This window comes from Sutcliffiella horikoshii (assembly GCF_020524325.1).
Lineage (GTDB): Bacteria > Bacillota > Bacilli > Bacillales > Bacillaceae_I > Sutcliffiella_A > Sutcliffiella_A horikoshii_D.
The window spans coordinates 26,519-42,090 of sequence record NZ_JAIVKY010000006.1 but is presented as its reverse complement, the minus strand read 5'-3'; the positions used below and the strand labels follow the sequence as shown (position 1 = coordinate 42,090).

Annotated in this window: 12 protein-coding genes; 2 read left to right on the top strand and 10 right to left on the bottom strand. The window is 39.5% G+C overall.

All coding sequences use genetic code 11. The annotated features are described in order from the left end of the window. Positions 1–7: 7 nt before the first annotated feature. Entirely contained in the window at positions 8–1,276 is a 1,269-nt protein-coding gene (gene hflX, locus LC091_RS07185) for a GTPase HflX (protein WP_226681366.1), read from the bottom strand. A 175-nt stretch (positions 1,277–1,451) separates the two neighbouring features. Between hflX and LC091_RS07180 the strand changes: the two genes are divergently transcribed. After that, positions 1,452–2,060, top strand: coding sequence for a trimeric intracellular cation channel family protein (locus LC091_RS07180; protein WP_226681365.1), 609 nt, complete (start codon positions 1,452–1,454; stop codon positions 2,058–2,060). A 65-nt stretch (positions 2,061–2,125) separates the two neighbouring features. Here the strand turns inward: LC091_RS07180 and LC091_RS07175 are convergent, their stop codons facing one another. Then, positions 2,126–3,199, bottom strand: a complete 1,074-nt coding sequence (locus tag LC091_RS07175; protein WP_226681364.1) for a glycosyltransferase — start codon at positions 3,197–3,199, stop codon at positions 2,126–2,128. 140 nt (positions 3,200–3,339) lie between these two features. Between LC091_RS07175 and LC091_RS07170 the strand changes: the two genes are divergently transcribed. After that, complete coding sequence (locus tag LC091_RS07170; RefSeq protein ID WP_226681363.1) at positions 3,340–4,845, top strand: phytoene desaturase family protein; 1,506 nt, start codon at positions 3,340–3,342, stop codon at positions 4,843–4,845. A 44-nt stretch (positions 4,846–4,889) separates the two neighbouring features. Here the strand turns inward: LC091_RS07170 and spoVK are convergent, their stop codons facing one another. The 8 genes from spoVK to miaB all read right to left on the bottom strand — a co-directional run bounded on the left by spoVK (position 4,890) and on the right by miaB (position 15,494). Then, entirely contained in the window at positions 4,890–5,822 is a 933-nt protein-coding gene (gene spoVK / locus LC091_RS07165; RefSeq protein WP_226681362.1) for a stage V sporulation protein K, read from the bottom strand. 307 nt (positions 5,823–6,129) lie between these two features. Beyond that, on the bottom strand, positions 6,130–6,357 hold the full coding sequence (hfq, locus tag LC091_RS07160) for an RNA chaperone Hfq (protein ID WP_010193436.1): 228 nt from the start codon (positions 6,355–6,357) through the stop codon (positions 6,130–6,132). Positions 6,358–6,388: 31 nt separating this feature from the next. After that, positions 6,389–7,339, bottom strand: a complete 951-nt coding sequence (miaA, locus tag LC091_RS07155; RefSeq protein ID WP_226681361.1) for a tRNA (adenosine(37)-N6)-dimethylallyltransferase MiaA — start codon at positions 7,337–7,339, stop codon at positions 6,389–6,391. A gap of 94 nt (positions 7,340–7,433) precedes the next feature. After that, a complete protein-coding gene (gene mutL, locus LC091_RS07150; protein WP_226681360.1) occupies positions 7,434–9,323 on the bottom strand; it encodes a DNA mismatch repair endonuclease MutL in 1,890 nt (629 codons plus the stop codon). Between the two features lie 19 nt (positions 9,324–9,342). Next, positions 9,343–11,955, bottom strand: coding sequence for a DNA mismatch repair protein MutS (mutS, locus tag LC091_RS07145; protein ID WP_226681359.1), 2,613 nt, complete (start codon positions 11,953–11,955; stop codon positions 9,343–9,345). 145 nt (positions 11,956–12,100) lie between these two features. After that, on the bottom strand, positions 12,101–12,640 hold the full coding sequence (gene cotE, locus LC091_RS07140) for an outer spore coat protein CotE (protein ID WP_148978891.1): 540 nt from the start codon (positions 12,638–12,640) through the stop codon (positions 12,101–12,103). Between the two features lie 868 nt (positions 12,641–13,508). Further along, positions 13,509–13,946 carry a RicAFT regulatory complex protein RicA family protein gene (locus tag LC091_RS07135; protein WP_088018149.1) on the bottom strand — a complete coding sequence of 146 codons (438 nt, stop codon included), beginning with the start codon at positions 13,944–13,946 and terminating at the stop codon, positions 13,509–13,511. Between the two features lie 3 nt (positions 13,947–13,949). After that, positions 13,950–15,494, bottom strand: a complete 1,545-nt coding sequence (gene miaB / locus LC091_RS07130) for a tRNA (N6-isopentenyl adenosine(37)-C2)-methylthiotransferase MiaB (protein ID WP_226681358.1) — start codon at positions 15,492–15,494, stop codon at positions 13,950–13,952. Positions 15,495–15,572 lie beyond the last annotated feature (78 nt).

Sequence of the window (15,572 nt, the reverse complement as noted above, 5' to 3'; positions counted from 1 at the left end):
TTCTCCTCTATTTCTTCATTCTTTGCTGTATAACAGAAGCCAATTTTGAGTTATCAAAATAATAGCCTTGTAATTCATAGCTTTCAGTCTCTTCGGTAAATTCCATAGTTGAAAGGACGGTCTCTTGTTTTAATTGTGCAATCAATTTTCCTTCCGAAGACGGCACAACGATATGATAGGGCTCCATCTGAACTTTGATAAGCGATTCTATCTTATTGATTAATAAAGTAATGTCCCTAGAATCTAAAGCGCTGATATGCAGCATTTCTTCATTATAAGCAGGTGTGAACCCTTCTGTTGTTTGATCTCTTTTATTATAAATTGTTAGTACTGGAACACCCTCCACACCTAGTTCCTTCAACAATTTGTCTACCGTTTTTTCATGGTTAACGTGATCAGGACTTGAGCTATCGACCACATGTAAAATCAGATCAGCTTCTGTTACTTCTTCAAGTGTAGAACGGAATGCCGCTACAAGTGAGGTCGGCAGGTCTTGAATAAAACCTACGGTGTCAGTCAGAAGGGCATTAAATCCAGATGGCATCATGACCTTTCTTGTTGTCGGGTCAAGCGTTGCGAATAATAGGTTCTCCTCAAACGTACCAGCTTCTGTCAGACGATTAAAAATGGTGGATTTCCCTGCATTGGTATAACCGACCAACGAAAGTTGAAATGCTTGGTTTCTTTTTCTGCGCTCACGATATCTCTCTCGATGACTGACAATAGAAGTTAACTGTGTTTTGATATCCACAATTCTTCTATTAATATGTCTGCGATCGGATTCTAGCTTCGTTTCGCCTGGCCCTCTTGTTCCTATCCCGCCACCAAGACGGGACAGTTCCACACCTTTTCCACCAAGACGGGGTAGGAGGTACTGCAGCTGAGCCAACTCCACTTGGAGCTTACCTTCTTTTGATTTTGCACGCTGGGCAAATATATCCAGTATTAACTGGGTGCGATCAATGATTCTGGCATTTAGAATCTTGGAAAGGTTCCTGTTTTGACTTGGTGCCAGTTCTCCATTAAAGATTATGATTTCAGGTTCCAATTCTTCTTCAAGATGGACCAGCTCCTCTAATTTTCCTTTACCTATGTATGTAGCGGGGTGAACTCGCTCCCTCTTCTGCGTTAAGGAAACCAGTACTTCACCATTGGCAGTTTTGGTCAGGGATGCTAATTCATCCATGGAATAGAAGAATGTTTGATCGTCATCTTTTGGCAATTGACACCCTACCAGGATGACCCTTTCTTTTTCTTTCTTTTGCGTTTCGTTCAAATGCGTAACCCCTTTTTCTAAAAAATTGTTAGTTATGGTTGAATAAGTTCCTTAATCATATCAAAATATACGTTTTTTCTCTATTAAATCCTCTAAAACTATTGCATTCCGCTTGTTTTCTATATAAAATCAGGAAGGCTTTATAGTTAATGTATTTTTATGATGGAGTGATCGCATGACTTGGGAAGTTTTCAGCATCATTGGCACTATCGCATTTGCGATAAGTGGTGCGATTGTAGCGATGGAAGAAGAGTATGATATACTTGGCGTTTATATATTAGGAATTGTAACAGCGTTTGGCGGGGGAGCTGTGCGAAATCTCCTTATCGGAGTTCCGGTTTCGGCACTTTGGGAGCAAGGGATGCTCTTTCAAGTAGCCCTTGTCGCCATGACAACAGTCTTCTTATTTCCAAACAATTTGTTAAAACACTGGAGGAAGTGGGGAAACTTCTTTGATGCAATCGGCCTTGCCGCGTTTGCCATCCAAGGAGCTTTGTTTGCTACAGGCATGAATCACCCCATTAGCGCAGTAGTGGTTGCTGCAGTACTAACTGGTAGCGGCGGCGGTATCATCCGTGATTTGCTTGCAGGCAGAAGGCCACTTGTATTGAGAGCGGAAATATATGCAGCTTGGGCAATACTTGCCGGCTTAATCATCGGGTTTGGAATAGCAAGTTCCCCAGTTCAACTTTATATCCTTTTTGTAGGAATTGTCTCTTTACGTGTATTATCTTACACGTACAAATGGAGGTTGCCTAACCGAAGTTTACAAAGTGCTGCATAAGTTTAAGGTGTCCATTAAATCATTATCTTCAGGAGGTGAATCTGCCTCCTGTTTTTTTACAAACTTCACAAGTCAATTTTTCGTCCTTTCCAAGTAACATTCTTTTTGAAAAAAGTTTGTACACAAGAGTAGCCAAACAAGATAAAAAAGAATAGTAGATGAAAAGGAAATAATAATGCAGTTCCCCACCCGAAGTTTCCGATAATCGCTAGCGTCCTCTTAATATGCAAAGCGATCAACACATATCCAGCAACATAAAGTTCTAAAGGAATGGTTTGATAGCTTGTTAGAAAAGTCATCAAACCTCCAAGCCATACACAAACCAACATCAAATACCAAATACTTGTTTTAGATGCGCCTGTTGCAAAACTTTTGCTCCATCCATTCCACAGCGAACCAAAACCTTCTGGGTACATCCTCATTTCAATTGCTCCCATTCCGCTAAAGCACCTAACTTTTCCGCCGTGCTTTTGTACCTGAAAGCCAAATGCCATGTTCTCCATTAATTCTCCCTGAATCGCTTGATGACCACCATACTTAAAATAATCTTGTCGATGGATTAGAAGACACGGTCCGAATGCTCCCTTAACCGGCAGCCATTTTTGCAAAATATGAAAAGCACCAAGGGACCCCATAACAACTAGATGAAAAAAAGAAGATAAGCTCTCATATTTTTCTTTAATGTTGTGATAAGGATGAATGGAAAGCACTTCCCCTTCTCCCTTGTAGGCGGAAAGCATATTCTCTAAGCCATTTTCCGAGATAATTGTGTCGGCATCTAAAAATAAAAATAAATCTCCGGTAGCATGTTTTGCCCCGTTCCAACATCCAAAGGATTTTCCAAACCATCCGGCAGGAAGGTCCTCTAACTTGACAACCCTCGCCCCAAATGTTCTTACAACCTTTATAGTTTCATCGGTGGAGTGATCATCTACCACAATTATCTCTTTTACCTTCCCGTGATAACCCTGCAGTGATTTTAATAAAACAGGTAGATTCCCTTCTTCATTTCTGGCAGGGATAATGACAGATACCTTTCTTAGTAAAGATGATTTCTCTTGCTTATACAACAAACTAGGAATATGAAAAAACAGTACTCTCCCTAGTAATAATGTCATAATTAATATTAATACAGTCATTATTAACTCCTCCATATACTTCTATTTTAGTTTGAAAATAGAAAAAAAGGGTAAAATGTAAAGTTGTAAACACATATATTTTACTTCTATCTACTAGACAGTCTAGTCAAACTTATTAGTTTTCATAAGGAGGAATAAGAATGAAAAAGAAAGTAGTAGTAATTGGTGGCGGACTTGGAGGTTTATCAGCTGCTATCCGACTATCTGCCGACGGTTACGATGTACATGTTATTGAAAAAGGAGAGCGTCTTGGAGGTAAGTTAAACATTCGTTCAGGCAAGGGATTCACTTTTGATACTGGTCCATCCATCCTGACAATGCCATGGGTCTTGGAACAATTGTTTGCAAGCGCAAAAAGAAATCTACATGATTATATTACCATTGAAAGAGTGGAGCCTCAATGGAGAACCTTCTTTGAAGACGGTACGAAAATTGATGTAACTAGTGATCTTCCTAAAATGTTGGAGCAAGTTAAAGAACTCTCTGCCAAAGACGCAAACGGTTTTTTCGAGTATCTGAATTATTGCAGCAAAATGTATGAGTATAGCATGAAGAGTTTTTACAAGAAGAGCCTTTCAGGATTAGCTGAACTTCGAGCATTGCATAACCTGAAGGAACTTATCGGGATGGATCCGATGAAATCGATGGATCAAATTACAAAGAAGTATTTTGAAGACAAACATCTCCAACAACTTTTTAATTTTATGATCATGTATATTGGTTCTTCTCCATATCATGCTCCTGCTGTCCTGTCACAGTTAACGCACGTTCAACTTGGTCTAGGTATTTACTATGTAAAAGGCGGGATGTATAAAATTGCCGAAGCCATGCAGAGCCTCTTGGATGAAATGGGTGTTACGTATAGCTTGAATACCTCCGTTCGTAAAATTACTACAGATGGAAAGAAAGCGACCGGCATTATCTTAGAGAATAGCGAAGAAATCCCTGCAGATCTGGTTGTTTCAAACCTTGAAGCGATCCCAACATATAAAACATTGTTAAAGGATATTCCAATGGCCAAAAGAGCGGCTGGAGATTTAGAAAAGTTTTCTCCAACTGTTTCAGGTCTTGTATTACTTCTCGGCGTGAACAAAAAATATGATGAACTGGCCCATCATAATTTCTTTTTCTCTGAAGACCCTGAATTAGAGTTTAACACCATCTTCAACGAAGGAAAGCCAGCAAATGACCCTACTATATATATCGGCGTTTCGTCTAAAACTGATCCAAGCCAAGCGCCGCAAGGAAAAGAAAACCTATTTGTCCTCACCCACGTTCCACCATTAAAAGAAGGCGAGACATGGGATGAATATAAGGATATTTATCGCGAAAAAGTACTTTCAAAATTAGAAAGAATGGGTCTTGAAGGGTTATCTTCATCCATAGAATTCGAATACTGTTTTACTCCAAACGATTTAATGAATCTATACGGGGCAAACGGAGGCTCTATTTATGGAGTAGTGACAGATCGTAAAAAGAATGGCGGATTTAAAATCCCTTGCAGAAGTAAGCTGCTTGATAACCTATACTTTACCGGCGGTTCTACTCATCCAGGCGGTGGAGTGCCAATGGTGACACTTTCTGGCCAGTTGACCGCAGATGCCATTAACGAAGATAGGGAACAAGTGAATAAAAGCATTGGATAATGCAAAAATAGCAGCCGCCTGGCTGCTATTTTTAATTTAGATATTCATTTGAGGAGAAGATCTCTCGCTTCAATTGTCATCAATTCATTTTTATGAAAACTGTCATACATTAAAAGTCGCATCGCTTGAGTCCTTATTGATTTTTCCAGAACGTTTCTAATATAGCGGCCATTGCTGAAAGCAGAGGGCAATAACACACTTTTCATTTGATTGAGATGCTCACGCATTTTCCATTCCGCTTCTTTACTCATAATATATTCTCGTTCTTTCAGCATACGCTGACAGATCTCCATCAATTCCTCCACAGAATAATCGGGAAAATCGACGATAATAGGAAAACGGGAAATAAGCCCAGGATTCGTCCGCAAAAATTCTTCCATCTCACGCTGATAGCCTGCAAGTATCAAAATAAAGTCATGCTGCTTATCTTCCATATGTTTCACCAGGGTATCAATAGCTTCTTTTCCAAAATCCTTTTCCCCACCTCTTGCAAGGGAATAAGCTTCATCCACAAACAAAATACCCCCTAAAGCTTTTTTCACCAAATCTCTCGTCTTCTGAGCAGTATGCCCAATATATTCTCCGACAAGATCGGCTCTTTCCGCCTCAATCAGGTGACCTTTTGAAAGGACATTCATGTCACAAAACAACTTTCCAATCAACCTGGCAACAGTCGTCTTTCCTGTCCCGGGATTGCCTTTAAACATCATATGAAGCACTTGCCTCTCTGTTTTCAACCCCACTTCTTCGCGCTTTTTATTCACATAAATCCATGCATATATTTCCTTGACCACTTTTTTCATTTCTTGTAATCCTACTAATTCCCCCATTTCCCGCTCTATTTCCTGTAATATTGCATGATTTGTAGGAGTAAGCGGTTCCTCTATTGTATGAACATGGGTGACTCTCAACGGTTTTTTCTGCCCATTTAAGACAATATTTATTTTCCCATTCTGGTTTTTCATGGGTTGATCCAAGATGTCCACCTCATTTCCACGCCAAAATCCGACATATCCTGATGTGATAAACCATTCCTTTTACAACATTCCTGTTAAATCTGCTCTGTTTCGATTTTCTTCTACAACTTTCATATATTTTCATCAAACTATTGACAAACTTGTCATATTATGCGCTTTCCCGAGAAATAATTACTGCTTTTCGAGCCCATTATTTCCGCAATAAAACAAATGGAGAGAAATTCTCCATTTATTAACTAAATATATGATTATAAGAGAGCTATATGTTTATTTTATGCAAAATAAAAAAACCAGCTTATAGCTGGTTTTAGGCTTCTGTTTCTATTTGAACGTTCTTTGATGGAGAAAAAGTAGAGATGGCATGTTTATAAATCAACTGTTGCTTCCCTTCTGTTTCTAAAAGCACAGTAAAATTATCAAACCCTTTTATTAATCCGCGAAGTTGAAACCCATTCAGCAAGAAAACCGTTACGCTTGTTCCATCTTTTCTTAATTGGTTAAGAACTTGATCTTGGATATTAATTGATTGCTTCATCTTTTTCTTCCTCCTCTTATCTCTATCTTCCTTACTTATTCGCTTCAAGTCGAAGCTTTCCTGCTATAATCGTGAAAATTTGTGATAACTTTTGCTCGAAATCACCATCTGTCATGTCAATCCAAGTTACATCCATTTTATTACGGAACCAAGTGAGCTGTCTTTTTGCATATCTTCTTGAATTTTGCTTCAAGTCATCCACAGCCTGCTCCAACGTCACCTTACCATCAAAGTAAGCATACAATTCCTTATAGCCTATTGCTTGAATCGACTGACAATCTCGAATCTTATTATGATGAAGAGCTTGCACTTCTTCTAGCAACCCTTCCTCCATCATAAGGTCCACTCTGAGATTGATTCTTTCATATAACTTTTCTCTGTCCATGGTGAGACCAATTAAGGCAATGTCGTACAATGGCTCAGGTTGCTGAGTATCTTGGTACTCTGACATGGTTTTGCCAGTAGTATAGAATATTTCCAGCCCACGGATTACTCTTCTCACATTATTGGGATGAATATTGGCAGCACTTTTCGGATCAATTTCCGTAAGCTCTTGATGCAATTTTTCTACTCCAATTTCTTGACTTCTTTTTTCAAGGCGGAGACGAATTTCGTCATCCTTCCCACTTTCTGAAAATTGATAGTCATATAGGACAGATTGAATATACAGACCCGTTCCGCCGACAATGATGGGAATACGACCTCTTGAAGTAATTTCGTCGATCTTATTTCGAACATCCTGTTGGAATTCCGCGACCGAATAAGCCTCTTGAGGCTCTTTAATATCTAGGAGGTAGTGAGGAATACCCTGCATTTCTTCTTTTTTTACTTTGGCAGTCCCAATATCCATTGTCTTGTAGATTTGCATGGAATCTCCGCTAATGATTTCACCGTTTAGCCTTTTAGCCAATTCCACACTTGTTTTCGTTTTTCCTACTGCTGTCGGACCAATTATCACAATGACTTTTTGTTTCTCTCCCAACGCTCACTCACTCTCTCAATTATTCTTTATCACAAGATATCATTATACCCATTTTCCTTAGAACTCAATCTAACTGATAAAAAATTTCTTATTTTTACATGACCCTCTTAAACATCTTTTCCAATTCATAGGACGAAAAATGAATAAGAATCGGTCTTCCATGAGGACATGTAAATGGATTTTCAGCTTCTCTTAACGTATTTAAAAGAGCTGTTATTTCATCTTGTCTAAGATGATGATTGGCTTTTATTGCTGCTTTACAGCTCATCATAATGGCTGCTTCTTCTCTTAAGTCAGAGATGTTTATTTTCTTCTTTTCCAAACATAAATTAATCATTTCATCGATCGTTTCTCTCTCTTCTCCTTTTGGAAACCAAACAGGATGAGCCTTCACGATGAATGTTTGGTGCCCAAAGGGTTCTAGCATGATTCCTACCTCTTCAAAGGCTTCCGCATGCTCTTCGAGAAACAAATATTCGTCTAGAGAACATTCAATGGTCAAAGGAACAAGAAGTTCTTGTAGATTTCTTTCTTCCCTACCGAGTTTTTGATAAAAATATTCATAGTTTATTCGCTCTTGTGCCGCGTGCTGATCAATTAGATAAAGTCCATTCTCATTTTGCGCAACGATATAGGTACCATGCATTTGACCAATAGGATATAGAGCAGGAATACGCGACTCTCTCTTTTCTTCAGAAGAAGGTTCAGGTTGTTTTTCGGTATAAACTTCTTCTACTTCATCAAAAGTATCGTCTAAAAACTCCTCATGCTGATTATGGCGATAAGCATCGTTATGGTTAGTATCTTCCCAAGTATTAGAGGGTTCGTTAACTTGAAACGTTCTGCTCTCTTCTTCTTTCTTCTTAATAAAAGGTACTTCTTGACTTTGTACCGGACGATCAAAAGGTAATCTTTCATCAAGTGTAAAGGTTTGTTGGGTAGGCTTTGGTTCTTCTGTATAGCTTGTCTGCTTTCTTGGGCTATTGGAAGGAATAAGTTGTTTTTGACCAAATACATCTTTTATCCCTTCAGCTACAAGTCTATAAAGCTCATCTTCTTTACTCAACCTTACTTCTAACTTGGCCGGATGTACATTCACATCCACTAAAAGAGGGTCCATCATGACTTCTATATAAACAATTGGATACCTTCCAATCGGCAGGAGTGTGTGATATCCCTCTTGGATTGCTCTTACCACTGTATAGTTTTTCACGTAGCGTCCATTAATTATAGTGGAGATATAATTTTTGGATGCTCGTGTCACTTCAGGCATGGCAATATACCCTTTCACTTCAAAATCTAGCGAAGTAAAGTGGATGGGAACCATTTTTTTTGCGATATTCATCCCATAAATGGCAGCTAACACATGTAGGCTGTCACCATTCCCATTTGTAGCGAGCATCCTTTTCCCATTATGACTAAGACGGAAGGAAATAGAAGGATGAGCTAATGCAAGCCGATTCACCATATCTGATATATTGCCTAATTCTGTGTGGATGGTTTTCATATACTTTAATCGTGCAGGAGTATTGAAAAATAAGTGCTGCACGATGATATCCGTTCCTTTTCTGCTACTCGACAGCTCTTGAGTTTCTAGCACTCCGCCTTTAAAACTTAGATGTGTACCCGGGCCTTCCCCGGTACTTGTGGTAATGTCAAAAAGTGATACGGAAGCGATACTCGGAAGGGCCTCTCCTCTAAAGCCAAGCGTCCGGATACGGAACAGATCATTTTCATTCTTAATTTTACTTGTAGCGTGCCGTTGAAATGCCGTCAGAACATCCTCCTGTTCTATACCATCACCATTGTCGAGGACACGGATTTTCGATAGACCAGCTTCTTCAAGCTCGATTTCGATGATGGTGGAGTTAGCGTCAATAGCGTTCTCCACCAGCTCTTTTACGACAGAAGCAGGACGCTCTACCACTTCCCCGGCAGCGATTTTATTCGCTAAACTCTCATCTAACTGGACAATCTTCCCCATTCTATTTCCTCCTTTCTTTTTATGATTTAACTTTTAATAACTTCAGAATTTCGTGCAGTTTATTCAACGCTTCTAGCGGTGTCGTTTCAAGCAACTCTATTTTCTTTAGCTTTTCAAGTGCTGCTTTTTCACTTCGGCTCTGCTTCTCTGATTGCTTGCTCTCTTTTGTCTCATCAAAAAAGGATAGTTGTGTAAGAGGATCTTTTTCCAATAAGTCTACCTCTTTAGTTGCAGCAACTTCGACAGGTTCACTCTTCGGTTGACTTTCTAATTTTTCAAGGATTGTTTGGGCTCTTGTTATTAATTCTTTAGGAAGTTCCGCGAGTTCCGCCACATGAATACCATAGCTTTTATCTGCAGGTCCTTCTTTCATTTTATGAAGAAATACCACTTTCCCATTTTGTTCGACGACGCTCACGTGAATATTCTTGAGTTTTTTAAGCTCTTTATCCAAGGAAGTCAATTCATGGTAGTGAGTGGAGAACAAGGTTTTAGCTCCAATTTTGTCATGGATATATTCAATTAATGCCTGAGCAAGGGCCATTCCGTCATATGTGGAAGTACCGCGGCCAATCTCATCAAATAGAATCAAGCTATTCTGCGTTGCATAGACGATGGCGTTACGAGCTTCTAGCATTTCAACCATAAATGTACTTTGACCAGATATTAAGTCATCGGCTGCTCCTATTCTCGTGAAGATTTGATCAAAAATAGGAAGGGACGCCTCTTTTGCCGGAACGAAACAGCCTATCTGAGCGAGAATAGCTGTCAGGGCCACTTGACGCATATAAGTACTTTTACCAGACATGTTCGGACCTGTGATAAGAAGCATCTCATTTTCCTTATCCATCCATGTGTCATTCGGTACATATTCGTTCGCATCCATCACTTTTTCCACTACAGGGTGACGACCTTCTGTGATATATACCTTTCTCTCATCATTAAAAGAAGGCCTTGTGTAGTACCTGTCTTCGCTAATGGTTGCAAAGCATTGAAGGACATCGATTTCACTAACTGCTTTCGCAAGTTTCTGCAGTCTCGGAATATATACCTTTACTTCTTCACGAAGTTTCAGGAAAAGCTCATATTCTAGTGCGACAATCTTTTCTTCCGCTTCTAAAATAAGTGTCTCTTTTTCCTTTAATTCTTCTGTAATGTATCGCTCTGCGTTGGCAAGTGTCTGTTTTCTCTCATACCTGCCCTCTGGTAGAGACGAAATATTCGCTTTTGTTATTTCAATATAATAACCAAAAATGCGATTATATCCTATTTTAAGAGACCGTATCCCCGTTAAATCTCGTTCTCTTTTTTCTAATTCAGCTATCCAAGTCTTGCCGTTTCTTCTAGCATCTCGGTACTTATCCAGCTCCTCATGAAACCCATCCTTCATCATGTTGCCTTCTTTTACCGACAAGGAGGGTTGCTCAATTAAGCTATCATGAAGTAGAGTCGTCAATTCCTCACACTCATCCATATTGTCCAGAATGGAAGTATTGTCTATTGGAAGCTTTTCCACCATCGACTTCAGATGAGGAATCTGTGACAGAGACTTTCGTAGTTGCACAAGATCTCTTGCATTTACATTTCCGAATGCAACTCTTCCGGCAAGCCTTTCAAGGTCATATACTTCTTTTAATAATTCTCGAATTTCTTGTCTTGTAAAATACTCATTAATAAGGGTCTCTACCATATCATGACGCTGATTAATAAGTGCAGGGTTAATTAAAGGCCTGTCCACCCATTGCTTTAATAATCGACCACCCATTGCTGTGACGGTTTGATCTAACAACCATAGCAAGGAACCTTTTTTCCCTTTGGAACGGATAGTTTCCGTCAACTCAAGGTTGCGCTTTGAAAAGAGGTCGATTTTCATTGATTGATCTAATTCAAAAAACCTGGCAGGTTGAAGATGATCAAGACTGCGCTTTTGCGTTCTCTTTAAATAATGAAGTAATCTTCCGACAGATATTTGCAACTTCTCTTGTTCCAAATTTATGACGATCTGATTAAATTCCATCGGGATATCAGTTGCTTCCTCATAAGAGCATGTGGTAACCATTCTCTCTTTAATCATTTGAACAAGGTCTAGTGGGAATTTCTCAGAAACCACTATTTCCTTTGCTCCAATGGAATATACCTCATTTACAAGTTGCTGGACAGGACCAGTTATAACTGTTGTATGAAGTTCACCTGTAGAAAGATCGGCATACGCAAGCCCAAATGTCTCATCCTCAAAGTGTGTAATAGAAGTCAAAAAGTTATTTTGTTTGTCAGAAAGCCCTTTTGTTTCCATGACAGTTCCAGGAGTGATCAGCTGAACTACTTCTCTTTTCACGACCCCTTTTGTCTGTTTCGGATCTTCCACTTGTTCACAAATAGCTACTTTATAACCTTTTTCAATTAGTTGATCTATATAATTAGGAGCCGAATGATAGGGTACTCCACACATCGGGATTCGTTCTTTTCCCCCTCCGTCACGGCTGGTTAATGTAATTTCAAGAACTTGAGATGCTTTTGTCGCATCTTCAAAAAACATTTCATAAAAATCGCCTAGGCGAAAAAATAAAAAGGCATCTTGATAGTCTGCCTTTACTCTCAGGTATTGCTGTATCATCGGCGTATAAGAAGCCATCGTAATCCCCCAACTATTGTTTTTTGCTGCTTTATTATATCATATTTTGGCGTTTCAGGGGTGATTGCTGATAGCATGGTAATCATCACTGGTTAAATCAAGATTCAACAAAAAAACCAGGAAGCAAATTGCTCCCCAGTTCCCTTTACTCTTCGTATCCGTCGACGATAAAGTCTGGATTTAAGTCTTCAAACTCATCCTCATCAACATCCCAGTCATTATCATCCGCTAATGTGTCTGGATGTACTTCCACAGTAATCTTGGTTTCTCCAATAATTTCCGTCAAGAATTCTCTTTCCACTTGCACTTCCACTTTTGCTTCCTTGTCAGCGATGCTCGCTTCTAAGCAATTAGGCTGTTGTAGGACACGCGCTATTACTTCATGATCATCACCAAGGCTGTTTTCATCTTTATACCTTAGCTTAACGACATCTTTGTAGGAAACAGTTTCCGTCACTACTTCCGTCTTCGTATTGTCACTGTGTGAATACCAGACGTTAATATCATATTTCCCTTTTACTTCCACGGTATCGTCCACTTTTTTCGCATCATACGTATGGTTAATGACCCAGCATCCTAAAATGCTTGTAGGACGATGCGAGGGACTAATCGTATGTTTGGACTGCGTAAACTTTCTACCTTTGCCGGTTACTGCTCTTGTGATAATTTCTCTGTATTCAGACATTCGAGCATACACCCTCCTCATTACAATCTTCATTTCATCCTATGCGGGTTAAATGACAATTGTGATTAGATTGAATTTGCTGCATAACTAAATGATTTCTAACACATTAACGTATAGTTCATTGTATGCAAGCTTATCTGGATATGTGCCTATTTTTTGAAAAAATCACAAGGTGCAGCAGACGCTAAAAAAAGCTTACAAAATCAACCCGCCTAAAAGATTTATAAGCGTTCTACTCCGCTGTTCCTTTCCGCAAATGGCTTCGCTTTCCACGGGACCGTGCTTGAGCCTCCTCACAACGCTTCAGGGGTCTCAAGCTACCGTTACTCCCCCGCTGGAGTCTTCGCCATTTGCTCCAATCCACAGCTGGAAATAACATAAAACCCACATGTTACTGCTTTTTCAGTTAACTCGGTCAGATTTCTTTTCAAAACCCTTCAATAAATTAAGTGACCTTATTTATTGTAGTGGAAGGCGCGCAAACGTCCGCGGGAGGAAGGGACGGGTGAGACCCCGTAGGAGCAGAGAAGCCACTGAAAAACTGAAATCTCATGTACTTAAATGATTTCTAGCTGGTGATTGGAGAAAAAGGCGTAGACTCCTGAGGGAGATAGCGCTAGGTGGAGACCCCGCAGGCGTAGCCGAGGAGGCTCCAGCAGCGCCCCTAGGAAAGCGAAGCCTTTTTCGGAAATCAACAGCGGTGTATAAACTACATCTAAATTTTTTGACTTTTTCAGTGGCGTAAAGCGATGTGAGGAGGCCCACGGACCGCCCGCAGGCAAGCGAAGCGCCTGGAACGGAAATCAACAGTCTAATATATTTTTTTATAAAAAAAGCATGGAAATAAGCTTCCATGCTTTTAGTAAAATTATGAGCAGCTTCCTCCACCGTATGTGGTGTTTTTTACGTAGGAGCCGGTTTCTCCGCGAAGGACATCTCCTCCAGTTGCAACGATGATCTCGTCAGTTACTGTTTTGGAGATATATGAAGAAACTAATTGTAATAGGTCGTTTACATTTGTTTGGGAAGTTTTGAACTCTTGCACAATAGGAATCTCATCCATTTCTGCTAAAAGTGCATCTAACTTCGCTTCTGTTTTCTTTAAAGCTTCTGTTTTTCCGTAATGTTGGAAGTTAACAGCCTGCTTCTGCAAGCTTTTCACACTTGCTACCATTTCTTTAATCTTTTGGTTCTCATTGATTTGTTCTTCTGCACGTTTGAAGTATTCTACTTCTTCTGTGTCAGCGATCATTTGTGCCAATTCTTTTGCTCTTTCTACTATATCTGCTCTCGTATATTTTGCCATTTTTTATACCTCCAGTGCTTCTTCTGCTACTTCTTCCACCAATTCTCCATCCAATGTCCAAGTTTTCGCTTTAACCACTTTCACTTTGACAATTTTACCAGTGACAGATTTTGGGGCTCTAAAGTTAACTAGTTTGCTTTTATCTGTGTACCCGGCAAGAACATCCGGATTTTTCTTACTTTCCCCTTCGACTAACACTTCGACAATCTGACCTTCGTACTCTTTTAATTTCTTTGCAGAAATCTCATTTACAAGTGCGTTTAATCGTTGAAGACGGTCTTTCTTTACTTCAAGGGGTACATTATCCACCATTTTTGCAGCAGGCGTACCTTCACGTGGTGAATAGATGAATGTATATGCTGTATCAAATTCCACTTCACGATACAGAGACATTGTTTCTTCAAACTGTTCTTCTGTTTCATTAGGGAAACCAACGATGATATCTGTTGTTAATGAAGCATTAGGCATTGCCGCTTTAATTTTACCAACTAACTCAAGGTAACGTTCTCTATCATATTTTCGAGCCATTAATTTCAATATCTCAGAACTTCCTGACTGAACCGGTAAATGAATATGATCAAGGAGATTACCGCCTTTAGCAAGCACTTCCACCAAGCGATCATCAAAGTCTCTTGGATGACTTGTTGTGAAACGGATTCGAGGAATGTCAATCTTACGGATTTCGTCCATTAAATCGCCAAGTCCATATTTCATATCCTCAAAATCTTTTCCGTACGCATTTACATTCTGTCCAAGCAAGGTAATTTCTTTATAACCTTGTGCTGCCAAGTGACGCACTTCTTGAATAATATCTTCTGGCCGTCTGCTACGCTCTTTGCCTCGTGTATATGGCACAATGCAGTACGTACAGAACTTGTCACAGCCGTACATGATGTTTACCCAGGCTTTAATTTCACCTTTACGGTTTTTTGGAAGGTTTTCAATTACGTCGCCTTCTTTAGACCAGACTTCTATGACCATTTCTTTAGACATATACGCTTCTTTTAAAATGTTAGGAAGACGGTGAATATTATGAGTACCAAAAATCATGTCAACTTGCTGATAGGTTTTCAAAATCTTATTCACTACTGATTCTTCCTGGGACATACAGCCACAAACACCAATTAATAAACCTGGTCTTGATTTTTTCAACGTCTTTAAGTGTCCTAGTTCACCAAAGACTTTGTTCTCTGCATTTTCCCGGATCGCACAGGTATTTAAAAGGATAACATCCGCATCATTAACTGTATAGGTCGGTTCGTAACCTAAAGCAAGAAAGATCCCTGCCATTACTTCCGTGTCATGTTCATTCATCTGACATCCATACGTACGAATATAAAATTTCTTGCCAGCCCCAAGGTTTTTAAATTCATCAGAAATTGTAAAATCTTGATAGGCAACTTCTTCTTTACCCCGTTTTTTCGCATCTTTTAGGGAAGGTGGTACATAAACAGACTCAAAGTATTTACTGAAATCCTTTTCGGATTTTTTGTCCGAAGAATTTCCAGTGACTACTTGGCCTGCTTCCACTCTTTGTTTCTCATTCATTGTGATAACTCCTTTCCAGAAAGTAGAGCGCATAAAACTCTACACATTAACATAGTATATAATTTTATGGCTTCTTAA

Coding starts and splice junctions, on each gene's coding strand:
- LC091_RS07180 (WP_226681365.1), top strand. CDS start 1,452: ATGACTTGGGAAGTTTTCAGCATCATTGGCACTATCGCATTTGCGATA.
- LC091_RS07175 (WP_226681364.1), bottom strand. CDS start 3,199: ATGACTGTATTAATATTAATTATGACATTATTACTAGGGAGAGTACTG.
- LC091_RS07170 (WP_226681363.1), top strand. CDS start 3,340: ATGAAAAAGAAAGTAGTAGTAATTGGTGGCGGACTTGGAGGTTTATCA.
- hfq (WP_010193436.1), bottom strand. CDS start 6,357: ATGAAGCAATCAATTAATATCCAAGATCAAGTTCTTAACCAATTAAGA.
- mutL (WP_226681360.1), bottom strand. CDS start 9,323: ATGGGGAAGATTGTCCAGTTAGATGAGAGTTTAGCGAATAAAATCGCT.
- mutS (WP_226681359.1), bottom strand. CDS start 11,955: ATGGCTTCTTATACGCCGATGATACAGCAATACCTGAGAGTAAAGGCA.
- cotE (WP_148978891.1), bottom strand. CDS start 12,640: ATGTCTGAATACAGAGAAATTATCACAAGAGCAGTAACCGGCAAAGGT.
- LC091_RS07135 (WP_088018149.1), bottom strand. CDS start 13,946: ATGGCAAAATATACGAGAGCAGATATAGTAGAAAGAGCAAAAGAATTG.
- miaB (WP_226681358.1), bottom strand. CDS start 15,494: ATGAATGAGAAACAAAGAGTGGAAGCAGGCCAAGTAGTCACTGGAAAT.